Below are 16,543 nucleotides of genomic sequence, written 5' to 3'. Positions count from 1 at the left end.
AAATAAAACGGCCGCAGATGCGACCGTTGAGAGTTAAACGTCAGAAGATTAAACGTCGGTACCTGGCTGCCCGAGAGGTCCGTATTTCTCCTCCAATCCCCTGGCTTGAGCACTTAAGGCTTCACGAGCACCTTCAATTGCACCTCGTTTGGCCATTAAAAATACCTCCTGGCCCAGGGCATCCTGAAGTGAGGGCGGCAGTCCGGATTGTTGGCCCGTTTGTTGAGTTCTGGATTGCTCACTAGTCCTGACCTCATTCGTTTGTTGGCTGGCCAGTTCCCCAGTTAACCGTTGCTGTGTTTCCGGTTTTGTAGAAGGTTGAAGGTACGCTTCGCATCTAGCGGCTTCCTCGCGATGGAACTCAAGATCCCGGCGGGCATCGGCTTCCAGCCGAGTCCTTGTAGGTCCCTGCTGGCCATAATGAGAAATACCTTCATTCACTAAGCTACTCATGTGTTGAATGTCGCTGTCGACTCTCTGCTCAAGAACTGTACGTTGTGGTGTTGGAGCAGACTCTTTGCTGTCAGGAGGAACGGAGCGGCTATCAAATTGAGCATGTTGAGTTGACCCGGTAACCGAGGTCTGATGATGCGACTCATGACCTGAAGTCTGCACATTCCCGGGAGTTGCAGGGGTGTGTGTGGGAGCCGGGGTATATGGCGGCATTGCCGAACGGTGTGGGTCTTGTTGATGGCCTGTATGGGGTGATTGACTGCTCACTGGCTGATGGGCAGCGGGTGCAGGCGCGGGCGCAGGCGGTGCTGCAGATTGTTTTGCTCCCTGGTCAGGGGCTTTTTCCGGCGCTTTCTGCTCAGCACTCTTTTCCGAGTCAGCCGTCTTTTCCTTTTCAGCAGTTTTTCCTTTTTCAACATCTTGCTCTGATGTTTTTGATTCAGGTGCCCCCCCTGCATTCCTCGTATTGTTTAAGAAATTCCCCAAATTCAAGCGTTCAAGAAGGGTTTTACCGCCAGCTGATTTTTGTTTACCTTCGGCAGCTTTCTTTTCACCTTCAGCAGCTTTCTGCTCGCCGTTAGTCTTAGTCTCTTCCGGAGTTGCAGGGGCTGTTTCTGCGGCAGTTGGCGCTCCCGCTGGAGGTTGAGGTGTCATGTAACTGGTAGCAGGGTGCTGTGCAACGGAGCCGAAGGGGGGCTGGCCACCCTGTTGCTGATAGGACTGGGCTGGAGCGCCTGTTCCGGAACCTTGTAATTGAGGTGCGGGATCATGTGTGTCGACATTATGCCCAACATAGTGGCCAGTCGGCCCGGATGACTGTCCGGTCTGAAGCCCACCCGCTGCCGGTGGAGTGTAGATTGGTTGTGTGACCGATGCTGATAATGGGGTCGCCATTATTTAATCCTTGTTAAATTGATGGAGAAGTAGGGGGTTAAAAATTTTGCGGATCTCATTTTGCCGATATGGCGACAACATTCGACAAGTGGAAGTGTTATTGGTTCTATATCAATTAGTAATTATTTTTTTATAAAGATATACACTTTTTGGTGAACTATCGTAGGGTTTTATCAGTCTACAAAATGAGAATACATCCATGATTGATTCCGGGTGACCATTTAAGGAGTGTGGTCTCTGCTGCGAGTGCAGTTAACCTGGTATCGACGTGCAGAACTGGTGAGTATTATTCAAGTACTCAGGAAGAGCGATAGATATTCTAAATAACCAGTCAGGATCATTGGCTGCAGTCTGGTTGTTCATCCTGCACGCCCCAAATTGGAGAAAGGCAATATGGAGAAGGGTATGTTCCAGGCGAAAGATGCATTCAACGAAGGTATTGTCCGGCAAAAACCAGCTGAACTCTGGTCGATGATCTCTCCTCATTACTGCGTGGATGAGGCTTCCTGGTTACAGGAACTGGTTCAGATTCTGGATGAACAGTCCGGTGATTACCCTGAGACAGCCAGTCAGGCCACCAGAATGATTGAGCAGGTCAGGGGCAGTGACAATGGCATTCATATGATTGATGCATTGTTATTGCAGTACAGCCTGGATACCCGGGAAGGTATTTTGCTGATGTGCCTGGCCGAAGCCCTGATGCGTATTCCCGATGATCGCACTGCCGATGCCCTGATCCGCGACAAGCTCAGTGTGGCTGACTGGAAAAAACACCTGAGCCAAAGTGACTCTCTGCTGGTCAATGCCTCCACCTGGGGATTGCTGCTGACCGGCAAGGTGGTCAACCTTGACGCCGGGGAGGATGGCTCTGCCGGAGGGGTTATTGGCAAACTGGTGAACCGGATGGGGGAGCCGGTTATTCGCCAGGCGGTTAACCAGGCCATGAAGATTATGGGGCGTCATTTTGTCCTGGGGCGGAATATTTCAGAAGCGTTAAAGAATGGCCTGAAACAACGGGAAAAGGGGTACACCTACTCTTTTGATATGTTGGGGGAGTCTGCCCTGACCATGGAGGATGCCCGGCGTTATCACGATGAATACCTGGCGGCGATCAGAGCGGTTGCTACGGAACCTGATCACGAAAACTCCCCCCGTGCCGGCATTTCCATCAAGCTTTCTGCGCTTCATCCACGCTATGACGTGGCCCATAAAGCGCGGGTTTTCCGGGAGCTGGTACCGGCGCTGGTGGATCTGGTGCGAGAAGCCAGGGCGGGCAATGTAGCTATCAATATGGACGCTGAGGAACAGGATCGTCATGAGCTGTTTCTGGAAGTGTTTGAGCGGGTTTACCGACACCCGGATTGCCGTGGCTGGGGTGGGCTCGGTCTGGTGATCCAGGCGTACGGCAAACGGGCACTGCCATCGTTGTGCTGGCTTTCTGCCCTGGCCCATGAGCACGGAGACCGCATCCCGGTTCGGCTGGTAAAGGGAGCTTACTGGGACAGTGAAGTAAAGCTTTGCCAGCAACAGGGGCTGAGCGGTTATCCGGTCTATACCCGCAAGGAAGCGACAGATGTTGCCTACCTGGTGTGTGCCAGGTATCTGTTATCCGAGCCTGTCAGGTCGGCACTCTATCCTCAGTTTGCCAGTCATAATGCCCACACGGTTGCCAGTATTCTTACCATGGCAGAACGTGAAGGTGCCGCTGATTTTGAGTTCCAGCGCCTCCACGGTATGGGGGATGCGCTCTATAATTTCATCCTGACTGATCATCGTCGTCCGGTGCGTATTTATGCGCCTGTTGGCAGTCATAAGGATCTGCTGCCCTATCTGGTTCGTCGTTTACTTGAGAATGGTGCCAATTCCTCCTTTGTTCACCGTCTGGTGGATGCGAAAACCCCGGTTGCGGCCCTGGTTCAGCATCCGGTGGAGACGTTGACAGGCCGGGTTTGTTTGCAGAACGACCAAATCCCGTTGCCACCGTCTATTTACGGCCAGTCACGGAAAAACTCACTGGGTGTGAATGTGGATATTGACAGTCAGTGGCAGCCATTTCAGCAAAAAGTACAGAGCTTTATGGGGCATAAATGGACTCAGGGGCCATGGCTTGATGGTCAGCTTGTACCGTCAGCAGAGACCTCTGAAATAACCTGCCCCTATGACCGCTCTGAGATTGCAGGCCACTTGGGATGGAGTGATGAAACCCAGACCGGTACGGCCATTGGCATTGCTGAAGCGGCCTTTGAACGCTGGAATTCCACACCGGCAGAACAGCGGGCAGACTGTCTGGAGAAACTGGCAGACTTACTGGAGGAAAACCGTGAGGAGCTGGTGGCCCTGTGCCATCAGGAAGCTGGCAAAACCGTGCACGATGCCATTGATGAAGTGCGGGAGGCGGTGGATTTTTGCCGCTATTACGCAGGTCAGGCGCGGGAGCGTTTTTCATCGTCCATCATGATGCCGGGGCCGACGGGGGAGTCTAACGAGCTGCGGCTTTGTGGGCGAGGGGTTTTTCTCTGTATCAGCCCCTGGAACTTTCCCCTGGCTATTTTCCTCGGGCAGATTACCGCAGCGCTTGCCTCCGGGAATACAGTGGTTGCCAAACCTGCTGAACAAACCGGCCTGATTGCGGGCAGGGCAGTTGAGCTGATGCTGGCAGCGGGAATTCCCGGTGATGTGATTCAGTTATTGCCCGGCGAGGGGGCCACGGTGGGTCGTCAACTGGTGGCTGATGCCCGGATTGCCGGTGTCGCTTTCACCGGCTCCACGGAAACTGCCCGGTTGATTAATCAGACGCTGGCGAATCGTCCTGGCGCGATGATACCGCTGATTGCTGAAACCGGTGGTCAGAATGCCATGATCGTCGATTCCACCGCACTGCCTGAGCAGGTGGTAAATGATGTTCTTTTGTCCGCCTTTGGCAGTGCCGGGCAGCGCTGTTCAGCGCTCAGGGTACTTTATGTGCAGAAAGATATTGCTGACCGGGTGATCGCTCTGTTGCAGGGGGCAATGAAGGAGCTGTCTATCGGTAATCCGAGTTTTCATTCTACCGATATTGGCCCGGTGATTGATGAAAAGGCTCGCCAGTCACTACAGACACATATCCAACGAATGAAACAAGAAGCCAAACTGCTGTTTGAATGCCAACTGCCAGCGGATTGCGCTAACGGCAGTTTTGTTGCGCCGGTTGCCTTTGAAATTGACCATATTGGCCAGCTTGATAGGGAGCACTTCGGCCCTGTTCTCCATGTGATTCGTTACGACGCGAAAGCGTTGCCTGAGGTGATTAAGCAGATCAACAGTACCGGGTATGGCCTTACCCTGGGAATTCACAGTAGAAACGAAGTGACGGCGACGTTTATTGAGCAGCGGGTCAAGGTAGGTAATATCTATATCAACAGGAACCAGACTGGCGCTGTTGTCGGTGTTCAGCCATTTGGTGGCCAGGGGCTGTCAGGTACCGGTCCAAAAGCGGGTGGGCCAAACTACCTGCAGCGGTTTGCAACCGAACAGACGTTGTCGATCAATACCACGGCTGTTGGCGGAAACGCTACGCTGCTGTCTTTGGGAAGTGAGTCTGTTTAAGCAGGGGAAGCCCTTATTCACAGGCTCTGAGGGAGTTGTCTGGAAATAACTTCCCTATTTTCATTGCCTGACTCCGTTCGGACTGAGTGCTGAGCTTGTCGAAGTATCGAAGTTCGGTGGCACGACCCTTCGATACTTCGACAAGCTCAGCACTCAGGGTGAACGGAAATCGGGAACTTATTAAAAGACAATTCCTAAAGGCTTTTATGCCTCCCTCAAGGGCCATGGAGCAACGAGAAGTCAGCAGTGCCTGGTTAATCCTGTGTTACCCGGTTCACCTCTTCAAGGCTGGTAACCCCCTGCAGTGCCTTTAATAGCCCCGATTGGCGAAGGTTGTTAAAGCCTTCTTTCTGGGCCTGTTCCGAGATTTCCAGAGAGTTGCCTTCGGCCATAATGATCTGCTGCATGCCGGGGGTGATCGACACCACCTCATAAATACCCACACGACCTTTATAGCCACCCTTACAGTTGTCACAGCCTTTAGGGCCAAAAATCTCGGCGGAGTCCGCCTGCTCTTCGGTAAAGCCCTCTTCCAGCAGTGTTTCTTTCGGGATGTCAACTTTTACCTTGCACTGACTGCACAGTCTTCGTGCCAGACGCTGGGCAATAATCAGGCTGACCGAGGTTGCGATGTTAAATGATGGCACCCCCATGTTCTGCAAACGGGTCAGGGTCTCTGCCGCACTGTTGGTGTGCAGGGTGGACATCACCATATGGCCGGTCTGGGCCGCCTTGATGGCAATGTTGGCGGTTTCCAGGTCCCTTATCTCACCCACCATGATGATATCCGGATCCTGACGCAGGAAAGCCCGCAACGCCTGGCTGAAGTCCATACCCTGTTTGGGATTGACGTTAACCTGGTTAATACCTTCCAGGTTAATTTCCACCGGGTCCTCCGCGGTGGAAATGTTTCGCTCATTGGTATTGAGAATATTCAAACCGGTATAGAGCGATACCGTTTTTCCCGAACCGGTGGGTCCGGTAACCAGAATCATGCCCTGTGGCTGGTGCAGGGCGGTCATATACATCTCTTTCTGCTCTTCTTCGTAGCCCAGGGCATCAATACCCATTTTGGCGCTGGAAGGATCGAGGATACGAAGTACGATTTTCTCGCCCCAGAGCGTCGGCAGCGTGTTGACCCGAAAGTCGATGGCCTTGCTTTTCGACAGCTTCATTTTTATCCGGCCATCCTGAGGCTTCCTGCGCTCGGAAATATCCATGGCCGACATGATCTTCAGTCGTGAAGCAATCCTGGACCCGAGGCTGACCGGGGGGCGATTGACTTCATGGAGCACGCCGTCGGTTCTGAAACGAACCCGATAGGTTCTTTCATAGGGCTCAAAGTGCAGATCCGATGCACCGCCTTTGATGGCGGACAGCAGCATTTTATTGACGAACTTCACCACCGGCGTGTCATCCTCGCCGCCGCCGTTAGCTCCCAGGGTATCATCGGACCCATCATCCACTGCGCTGACTTCAAGGTCTTCAAGATCGACCAGTCCATCGTCGCCAAGCTCTGACAAAGCGCCACCGGTATCATCCAGAGTGGCATCAATCATTTTCTCCAGAATTTCGGGCTCCGACAGGACCGTGTGAATGGTCAGGCCGGTATTAAAGCGGATTTCATCGAGACCCTGAAGGTTGGACGGATCAGAAACGGCGGCAAACAGGTGTGAGCCCCGCTTGATCAGCGGCAGCACATTGTGCTTTCGCATCAATTTTTCTTCGACGACGTCTTTGACCAGATGCTCTTTGTCAAAGGCCTTGAGATCGATCACTGGCAGGCCAAACTCTTCGGCAGTGGCGAGCGTCAGGGCATTACCGTTGACCAGCTTTTTTTCCAGCAGATATCGGGCGAGCGGTTTGTTGGCCTTGGCAGCAGCGGCTTCAGCGTCGTGAATGTCGGCCTCTTCCATCAATTGATCGGCCAGCAGGCGGGCAGCCAGCCCGGTCAGAGGTTTGTTTGCCATAACCTGTTTCTGTCCCTGGATATTGAATTCATTGTCAGGGCCTGATGATGTTTCGCTGAACTGGCAACGGGGCATCAGCAGGCTCTTTGTAATATATCAGCATAAATGGCGGATGGTTAAGGGTGGTTTTGTGCGGGGGGATTTTATTGGCCCGGGTTTTTGCCGGGAATCGTGGGGATTTTATCGGCTTTGGTATTGGCTGGGTATCGTGGGGCTTTAATGGGGGCACGGTTGATGGGGTTATCAATGACGCCCAAACTCCGTTCGTCCTGAGCGGAGCCGAAGGGCGTAAACACCATACCCTGAATAAAGACTGTGCCAATCACCCTTCTTTCGTGCATCCTGAGCGGAGCCGAAGGGCGCTCAGGGTGAACGGAGATTGTACACATCACACTCATTGAAATGGTGTACTGGAGACTGTGGGAACCAAGTTAGAAGGTATAACCAATCGTTCCGGTAATGGTGCCTTTACGCAGAACGTTGTCGGCATCGCCACCCCAGGTCACTTTGGCCATCATATCGTCGTATTTGGCGGTCAGGCCCATGTTGATCCTTTTCTCGCCTTCTTCAAAGCGACCAGTAAAATGGGAGTTGCCATTAACGTCATGAGTAAAGCGGAAAGTGGACTCAAGGTTCAGTCCCTGCATTGCGACATCGTTCCAATTGGCACCAACCATTACGTTGTAGCCCCAGCTGTTCCGGTCGAGGCGTTCTTCCTCATTGATTCCTGATTCAGCGCCCTTGCCCAGGATGCGGCCATAATATTCATCATTCAGGCCAGCTACCTGTTCAAACGCCGCTTCAGCAACAACGTACATCAGATCTGTGCCAAGAACCGCACCAAAGGGTTGGATCATCGATAAAGAAGCATCCCACATCGGTGTCCGTTCGATATTCTGATACCATTGGTCAGCTTTGACGGTTTTTCCCGTAGCTTGAGAAATTTTAACATCACCACCAGCAGCAAAGTCTCCGATACCAAGAACACCGCTACCAAGAATGTCATCTGGGTGATCAACCCAGATTGGTGCATTCTCTCTATAGGTGATTTCACCGGCAATTTGTGTGTAGCCCCAGACTTTAGTATTAAAGCTGGCTCCCCAGAGTTTAATGTCTTCTGGGTAAATTACTCGGGCGTCAACACCATTTTGTAGCATATACATCGCTGCCAAACCCCGCTGTAACATCTGTCGAGTGGTATTGGTTGGATCAGCGCTGATACCATCAAGGAGGCTCTCAACTGTTGCGTTAGGAGATTCACCTGCTGCCGAAGTGAGACCGGAAATACCTAAGCCGCCGAGTGCAGACGCTTGAGTAACTTTTGTTTCAAAAAATGGAGTGCTTGAGTGGTAATTAGCGTAGTAAATTGCAAATTCAGTGTCTGGTAGTGACTCAGGGGTAAATGTGAACTTCATGCCCCACTGTCCAGAGTCGCTTGCATCGACTACACCACCGACATTAGCAACTTTTCCGTAGTCACCAAATGTATCAATATTTGCGCCATTTTCACCCAGAGCAGCAGCTAACAGAGCGTCGTAACCAGCGTTTCCAATAGTGTTCAGTCCGAATCTCGACAGTTCATAGTAGGCAAAGTCAGAGCCCGGAACAAAGAGATCTGTGCCAGAGTCGTAGGTACCACGTCCTGGCATAATTGAACCTTCCCAGTCATATTGGGCAAAAGCTGACAGTTTCATTTCATCATTGAACTGGAGGTCTGCCATCAGCATGCCCTGGGCAATGTTCAGATCACCATCAGAGCCGGGAAGGGAAGAGAGTGCGACATCATATGCGTTGAGATCTCTCAAACCACCGGCGTAGAAAATAGATTCACCCCAGTTATGGGTCTGATCACCCAATTTAAGACTGAGTTTCTGACCGCCTTCAAATGTCCAGTCACCGTATAAATAAGCGCTTTGTAACTTGGCCCCCCGGCCTTGATTATCTTTTACTTCATCGGACCAGCCGTTAAATGTTCCAGCTTCATCGTCAAAGCCTTTTGCGACATCCTTAGCGTTATTGGAATCCCACTTGTTGCTGCCATTCATCAGTACATGGTCGTAAAAAGCCGTAGCACGACCATAGAAACCGTAGTTATCTTTTTTCAGGTCCAGCTCAGAAGTCAGCTTGAGAGCCTTGCTAACAAAGCCTTTATCAAAAGAACGATCGCCGTCGTTTTCGTTTTGCTCAGCACTATCCGGCGTTTCATAACCTTCCAGATCATACTTGGCCCCCAAAGTAATCGTAGTATTGAGAGTCCCCTGCACTTCACCATCCATTGCCTCAAACTCATAAGCTTGGGCAGGAGCAGCGAAAAGCAGTGTACCGGATAAGACAAAACCAGCGGTTGCAGGTGCGAGCTGCAGTCGTTTTTGTGGTGTCAACATGAGATGGTGTGTCCTTGCCGTTTATTATTAGAGTTATTTTTTCCACCAATGGAGCATTCTAACGACGCTGTAGCGCTGGTAACCCGGATTCCTTTACAGCCGGAACACCTGATAATAGTCCCCACTATCACCGGCTACCTGACCATATTTTGCACCGCAGTTGGCTATATATACGACGATGTTTATAAAGTGCTCTTGGTATTATTTTTATTGTTCTGTGTTTCGGCCTGTCTATTTGTACTAAAGAGCATAGTGGTATGCAAGAAATTTATACCCGGTCTGGTCATTTCCTTCTTGATCTTTTTCCCCTTTTTTTTACAGGGTTTTTCTTCCTGTCAGAGCGAGCTGTCTGGTGGTCACCTGTAATGCGACAACTAGTACATGGTTTTTATCAGAATTCACTATCTGTCAGAGATGAATTTTTCGAATTTTCCGGGAAGATTGAGGTCCTTGATGCTTCTGCGGATTGGGAAATTCAGTTCGGGACGAATGACGGCACGGCATACGTTCTGAAGTGTTGGCACTGTGTCTGCCTTGCTGGCCAGCTTATCCAGTAAACTCAATAGATTCTCCATTGATTCTCGCTGAGCAAACGTGCAACCGGACCCCAGTTTTTTTTGAATATCTGAACCATCGGCTGCTAATTTTTCCAGATATTGTTGGTATTTTTGCCGGAGTCTGGTGTGTTTTACTGAATTTGTTGGGGCAACCAGAAAGGTCTCAAGCATTAATTCTAACGGTTCAATGAATTCAGCTAACTCTGTCGTGTCGATGGTCATTGGGTCGGCACCGCTTTCCAGCAGTGTTTGAATCATTGATTTTCTGACGTTTGCGCTTTCTTCTTCATCTTTGCCTTTATACAGCAGGGTAAACCTTAATGCCGTCATCCTCTTGCACTCGCCCTTGTAGGACCAGGGCCCGGTAGTCATGTTGGGGTTGGCGTTATGAAGCAACAGGGCTTCCAGCAGATCGGATTGTCCCGCTTTTGCCGCCATGTGAAGCGGCGTTATGCTATCACCGTGATGACCAGCATCGGGAGTGGCCCCCAGTTCCAGTAGCTTGAAGCAAACATCCCACTGCTGGCGGTTTGAGACGATGGTCAGTAATGTTTGCTGCCCGGAATCGCTGTCAAATAATTTATCCTTACAGCGGTAGGCTTTATTAAAAAAATAAATCAGTTCCCTGGTACTGATGGGCAGCATGGTAGCGATGAATGCTGTATCTCTGGGCTTTAAAACATGTTTTTCAACCAGAGACTGAAGGTATTCAATTTCGGTCGTGTTAGCCGGTTCTTCGGAACCAAGAACGGCTATCCCTGTTACTTCTTTCTTTGGCGAATGATCGGCTTCAGCAATCTGATATTTGTACTTCATTGTTTTGGTGCTGATTACCAGTCTGTCCCCATCTTTCATTTCACTTCTGAACATGGGGAAAACGCTTGAGGGAATGATTATCTTGGCATTTTTAGCGATGTGGTAATCATAGGGATTATTGCTACTGGCACCGTCATAGATGACTGAATTTAAAGTACCCGTTTTAGTCATATACAGGTGAGGGGGGTGATAGATCGCCCGAACGGATACACCGTTGAGGGTGGTTTTAAGGCCTGTTATATCCGGGATGAATTCACTGCCGTCGGATGCTAATGGCTCAAGGTCATGATGTTTTTGATGTACCCCATAAACCCTGTCAACAGAGTCAGAGAGGAATATGGGGTTGGTTAAATACATACTGGTAACTGGGGATTTTTCGGCCATTCAGTGATAGATCAGATAATGCCATATATATCCAATCACTGAATATCTTAGGCCATAAAACTGTTTTAAAGTTCCGTATTTTTTTCCTATTGTGTTGTTGATAGCTGATTGCCATCAACCCGTCATTATCGTTATGGTATACGCGCAATAAATTTAATAAAAACGTTACTTTACCGAGCCTGCCTATGCGTACCTTATGTTTTCTGCTGTCTTTGCTGATCTCTGCCCAGGCGTTTTCCTGGTCCAACCACACTCTGGTCACTCACCAGATGCTGGCGACACTGCCGCCGGTTCGGGATGCAGCCCCGGTGACAGTGGAAAGTCTGGAAAGCTTTCTGCTGGCTAATGAAGAGGCGCTGGAAGCGTTTCTGGATCAGCAGGAGCAGTGGATGCAGGAAAATTTATGGCACTATGCGCCCCGTCCGCAAGATCTGGCCTTCAGGGCGACGGGCAGCAAAGACGATATTCGTACCCGCTTTGCCCATGCCATTCGTGTTAACCCAAATACCAGATGGCCTCTGTATTTACAGCTTCTTCCCGGGGAAAAACGATTGTCTCCACCCATTAAGCCGCAGTCAGTGAGCACTCTGAAGAATTTTGATCATCTGGTGTCTGTGCAGTTGGTTCAGCTGCAACCGGGGGATAAGGCCTCAGCCATCGATATCGTCACAACGGCCACGGACGAACCGGATCACGGGCTGGATATAGGCCTGTTTACCGACAGCAATACCGACTACGGCAAGATCTATGGGTTTGGTAAGCAGCCGTTTGGTAATCCAAACCTGGAATATGGTACACAGGCACCTTTCCACATGGGCTTTTACCATGAGTCATCGTTGCTTTATGCCCTGGGTGGTTTTTTAAAGCAGACGTATCCGGAGTATCGCATCCAGTCTTTTAAGCAGCTATCCGAGTTTGCCTTCAGTCAGGGGCATGATTACTGGGGATGGCGTTTTATGGGATGGGGGCTCCACTATCTCAGTGATTTTTCCAACCCGTATCATGTGATGCCGGTACCGGGCAATAATACCGTGGCAACCCTGTGGGTTGGCTTAATGAACCTTGTGGGTTTTCCACAAGGGCAGAAAGAGGCGATCCAACTGGCATCCAACCGGCACACAGTCCTTGAAGACTTTCAAAGCCAGGTGATGAGTCAGGCTTATGCAGAGAAAAACCAGCAACACCCGACCATTCAGGCACTAACGAGACAAACAACCGCCAGAGTTTATGAGGATGATCATATTGTTACGGTCATTTCCAGGCAGGCTTATGAGAAAGCTCATGATATTCACGAGGTGCTGGAACAGACCATGCCGGAACACTACGTTGATGATCCCATGGTGGAATATTCTGAACTGAATACCAGGTCTTCGTTGCAGGCAACGGTGTTAAAGACTTCCGGGGAGGATGGCTATAACCGGTTGATAGCGGTTATCACCGATTTGCTGGGTGGGTTTTCTGAAAATGGCGCTTCTTATGTGGAGGCTATTCTGTCTGCCCAGAATGATCAGGCCAGGTTGGATTGAGTCGGCAGATATTTATCCCTATCACATCGGTGAGTTTTATACCGTTGCCACCTCCGGGGCCGCTGTCCTTCCATTGAGCCATTCAATTGGAAGGACAGACTTCATCAGAAATGCTGCAAAGATTTCAAATAATGTGAAAATCACGGAACGTTCTTGCAAAGTCATAGTCCAACCTGACTAACCGATCAGAAATTTTTGAAACATCTGTTCCACTACTTAACAAGAATTGAGTAAAGCTGCCTGACTCAGTGTGCAAGCCTGGCTGACCTCTCTAGTTGGATTTTATTATGATACCCGCTTCATTTGAAAATTCCCTTTCGACACACTATACAGAACAGCAAGAAGAACAAACGGCCAGCCCTACGCTCCCCCTTGTGAACATTGATTCATCGGAATTAATACCAGCACCACAAGGTATCGAGCTGTATAGACGCTCCAAAATAGAAGTGGTTAACAAATTTCCCTTGCGATACCTGCTTACCAAACCTTATCGATTGGATTTACTTCTCAGTGACAATAATCGCAAGATTGATACCTGTCGCCGTGAATTTGCAAATTATGCTGATCAGAATAATCCGTTAGATACTTATAGTAGCAACAAATCCAGGTTCAGATATCTGGAGTCCAAAACCAATAAAAACCTTCGGTTACCCATACTCAGGCATAATAACACAAGATACGAAGCGCTAAAGACCAGGGTTGTAGAGCAAACACAGAGAATAAATGCTCTTCTGGAAGATAATTTAAAGCGTGCCATTCAATCATTTTCCAATATTGTTCCCTTGCTTGACTTCGTCAAATCAGAGTTGTCTGAATTTATGGTATTGCCCAATACGTTCAGTTCGTTACAGGAGTCATTAATAACGTTATTTGACAAGGACCAGCACCCCGGTAATGCCGAGACTCTTGGGTTGATATACCTGCTTTACTGGCGGATCAATCAGGAATCAGTGCGGGAACATGGTGAGTCAGGTGCTCTTCAGGGATTGAAGGAAATACTGAGTGTCATGGCCGTCAAGACTATGGGCTGTGATCTTGATTCACTCGATACTACGGAGTCATTAAAAAAATTCGTTGAAAATAATCACTGTTATATCAGCATTCTGTCAACTTCAGGTCACAAAGCACTTATCCAGCATTTGATAAACAGAGTAGAGCGTTTACCAAAAGAGAAGGTACGTGCTGATTCACTATTTTTACTTAATGAAAAAATGGAAAGCCTTGTTAAAGATGATGAAAAAGCAATACTCAAAAAGGCATTTTCTGTATTGTGCAATGAGGCCCAAACATTAGTTGATAGTAAGGCGGCTTTTTACAGAGTAAATATCGCTGGACTGGGCCGGGATGAGGTAGCCGAAAGAATATTCAGCAAAATGCATGGATCTATTAACAACTTTGATGATGCTCTGGAGGCATTTAAGCAATTCAGTCAATTAAGCCCCAGTATTCGTAAGAAGTTCTTTGATGGCTTATATGAAAAAGTGATGTCCTGTGTTGTCAGTGCCGATCATTTTTATCAGCTCGCCTTGAACCCTGCTTTTGATAAAGATCATAGCAAGTTATGCCTGGAAGGTTTAGCAAAGTATCCATACCATATTGAGCTTAAAAAACTTCATATGAATCTAATTGAAAAGAAAATCTTCCAGCAGTTTGATAAAGCTGCTGAGAAATCAGCAAATGATTTTATTGAAAATTGTCAGTCACAGATTCAGGGGGTTGTTGAATTACACAAAACTGAGTATCAGAATCAATACTCTGCCACAACCCCAAGGCTAACCAGGCAATTTGATGAAAAACTTATAATGGCCCGCCAGGAATTTAAAGAAGCTAACTATCTTTTCAGACATATTGGCAGTCGTAATGATATTAACATAATAAACTTTCAAGAAACTTTAAATAAAGCTGTTCGGCTTGCCATGGAGGCTATGATAGTGGCGCCCACAGACGAAATGAGAAAAACGGGCGAAGAAGTGATTGAATCATATTTTAAGGAAATACACAGGTCGTGGCATGGCCATAAAAAAACGTTTAAGAAACCAAGCGTCATAGTTGAAATCATTAGTAAAATCAAAGCTAATCAAACTTTAGAAAACAAATATAAGAATATAAAAACCACGGCTATTTGTAATCTCGAGGCCCAGTTAAACTCTGAGGTGTCAAGTAAATTATGCGAAATCCATGAAAATGCGAAACGGAAAAAGGAAGAATTAACTCTCTCATTGCCGTTGCTCCACCAGAAACTTGGCAGTTATTACTCTGACTTGACTCAAATGAAACCCACCGAAAGATATTTTCTGGTAGACGGCTTTTGGATGCCGTATCTGTATGTTGCTTTATTCCTCACTCCGGAACGTACATTCAATACGGCTTATGTATCTGATTCTGGTGAATTGTGTGTAGATCTTCCTCCGTCTACGTGTGCAGAAAATTTATCCATACCCGCTTCCGGCTTTTCAGGTGATATTGATGTTGGGAGTATTGCCAACTTGTCTCTTGATATCAGTGCACACTTATCATTAGGCAACGTTGACCTCACCTCTGAATTAGTCGTTTCTTCCCCAGACATTGGAGACGTTGCAGATGATGTTGCCTGTTTCTATTCAGGTGTTCTCAGTTTAGGTAGCCTCGGTGTGAGTAGTCTCAGCCTAAATAGTTCCGGTGGAGGTGGGTACAGTGGAGGTGGGCACAGTGGAGCTGGCTACAGTGAAGATGAGTACAGTGGAGGTGGGTACAGCGGAGGTGGGTACAGTGGAGGTGGGCACAGTCGAAGTGATTATGATGGAGGTGATTACGGTGGCAGCAGTTTTGGTGGAGGCGGTTTCGGCGGGGATGATTGATTGCTGAGGTGATTAGAACGTAACCCTATAAGACCCCTTACTTTGAGATCAATAGCTATTTTAAGCGAACGGGTTCCGGAGTTTTTCAGGGAAATCGCTGATCAATTTGGCTGCGCTGTACAAAAAATAACCAGAGTTTTGTGAGGCTTGAAAATAGTGCGGTGCAGTCAGTTATCCACAGGTCATTCAATGGTTTGATCAATGAATCTGTTGATGACTAAAGATTGAGCTATATAACCAGGAATAGTTATTCACTTTTATCCATCAAAAAATAAGCCCGGAACTTGCCGGGCTTATTCTTTCAAGTGTTGAGAGGGCAGGGTGAAACCGCTTCCTTATCAGTGACGGGTTTCACTGGCGGGGAGAATGTTGGGGTGATCCAGCCAGTCTTCAGGGTTGTCATCAATGGTATCTATGGCTTCTGCTTCCTCAAGCTCTCCTCGTGTCGCCAGCACAGCCAGCTCTTTGGCAAATTTTTGCAACAGGTTAATAACATCATCACGATTACTGTTCAGGCTTTCATCGATTTCAATACTGAACAGAGGAGAGGCGTCATCCGCAAGCTCATCCTCTTCCTTGCGAACAAGGACCATGTGCAGGCCGGAAAATTCGTCATCACTGACTTCGGCCAGTTTAAAGGTAATAGACTGTGCTTCTCGAAGAATAGACAGCAGTTTCAGGGCTTCGGCAGCACTAAGATCTCCGGCATCTACACGGGCTTCAACATACTCTCTGGCAGAAAGGCCAGAGGCAATGTAGTTATCTACCAGATCTTGAATACTCTTGTACTTGTTTTGGCTCATAGACCCTCCTGAAAGCTGTTTCAGCGGATGCCTGACCCGTAGTTTGTCAGGCGCCAAGGCCAGATTCACCAGAGCCGGGGGCGTTCTCAATTAGCCATGAGACCAGTACTTCAAACGTGTATTCAGACATGGCCATTTGCCTGATTGAGAATGTCCTCTGACACTGATTCCTGTTTCCAGTGTACCTGATTAGCGATGAATGTATAGGGAATAATACTGATGAAGTTAAAGTGGTATAACTATAGTCTCGTGGTCAAATTGGCCTGGGCTTTTACAGGTCAGCTGTTTTATTCTCTCTGAGCTGATTGATCAGGCTCTTTTGTTTTAGATGGTG

Annotated in this window: 9 protein-coding genes; 3 read left to right on the top strand and 6 right to left on the bottom strand. The window is 48.6% G+C overall.

Features of this window, described 5'->3' with window-relative positions:
• Positions 1–48: 48 nt before the first annotated feature.
• Positions 49–1,347, bottom strand: a complete 1,299-nt coding sequence (locus ACO6VE_RS14155) for a hypothetical protein (protein ID WP_422447411.1) — start codon at positions 1,345–1,347, stop codon at positions 49–51.
• A 405-nt stretch (positions 1,348–1,752) separates the two neighbouring features.
• Here ACO6VE_RS14155 and putA point away from each other — a divergent pair, with 405 nt between their 5' ends.
• Positions 1,753–4,932 carry a bifunctional proline dehydrogenase/L-glutamate gamma-semialdehyde dehydrogenase PutA gene (gene putA / locus ACO6VE_RS14150; RefSeq protein ID WP_422461897.1) on the top strand — a complete coding sequence of 1,060 codons (3,180 nt, stop codon included), beginning with the start codon at positions 1,753–1,755 and terminating at the stop codon, positions 4,930–4,932.
• Positions 4,933–5,186: 254 nt separating this feature from the next.
• Here putA and pilB read toward each other — a convergent pair whose 3' ends face one another.
• The 4 genes from pilB to ACO6VE_RS14130 form a co-directional block, all read right to left on the bottom strand.
• Positions 5,187–6,902, bottom strand: a complete 1,716-nt coding sequence (gene pilB, locus ACO6VE_RS14145; protein WP_422447407.1) for a type IV-A pilus assembly ATPase PilB — start codon at positions 6,900–6,902, stop codon at positions 5,187–5,189.
• Between the two features lie 143 nt (positions 6,903–7,045).
• Positions 7,046–7,291: a hypothetical protein gene (locus ACO6VE_RS14140; RefSeq protein ID WP_422461895.1), complete on the bottom strand. Its 246-nt coding sequence runs from the start codon at positions 7,289–7,291 to the stop codon at positions 7,046–7,048.
• 42 nt (positions 7,292–7,333) lie between these two features.
• Positions 7,334–9,286, bottom strand: a complete 1,953-nt coding sequence (locus ACO6VE_RS14135; protein ID WP_422461893.1) for a DUF1302 domain-containing protein — start codon at positions 9,284–9,286, stop codon at positions 7,334–7,336.
• Between the two features lie 401 nt (positions 9,287–9,687).
• Positions 9,688–11,016 carry a hypothetical protein gene (locus ACO6VE_RS14130; protein WP_422461891.1) on the bottom strand — a complete coding sequence of 443 codons (1,329 nt, stop codon included), beginning with the start codon at positions 11,014–11,016 and terminating at the stop codon, positions 9,688–9,690.
• Positions 11,017–11,228: 212 nt separating this feature from the next.
• Here ACO6VE_RS14130 and ACO6VE_RS14125 point away from each other — a divergent pair, with 212 nt between their 5' ends.
• Together ACO6VE_RS14125 and ACO6VE_RS14120 are read left to right on the top strand one after the other, a co-directional pair.
• Positions 11,229–12,569, top strand: coding sequence for a hypothetical protein (locus tag ACO6VE_RS14125; RefSeq protein WP_422447399.1), 1,341 nt, complete (start codon positions 11,229–11,231; stop codon positions 12,567–12,569).
• Between the two features lie 287 nt (positions 12,570–12,856).
• Positions 12,857–15,406, top strand: coding sequence for a hypothetical protein (locus tag ACO6VE_RS14120; RefSeq protein ID WP_422461889.1), 2,550 nt, complete (start codon positions 12,857–12,859; stop codon positions 15,404–15,406).
• Positions 15,407–15,744: 338 nt separating this feature from the next.
• On the opposite strand, the gene ACO6VE_RS14115 is transcribed toward ACO6VE_RS14120, so the two are convergent.
• A complete protein-coding gene (locus ACO6VE_RS14115) occupies positions 15,745–16,209 on the bottom strand; it encodes a hypothetical protein (protein ID WP_101746581.1) in 465 nt (154 codons plus the stop codon).
• Positions 16,210–16,543: the final 334 nt, after the last annotated feature.

It is taken from the genome of Endozoicomonas sp. ALB115 (assembly GCF_049310245.1).
Classification (GTDB): domain Bacteria; phylum Pseudomonadota; class Gammaproteobacteria; order Pseudomonadales; family Endozoicomonadaceae; genus Endozoicomonas.
The sequence above is the reverse complement of the archived record's forward strand: the minus strand, read 5'-3'. Positions and strand labels throughout refer to the sequence as shown.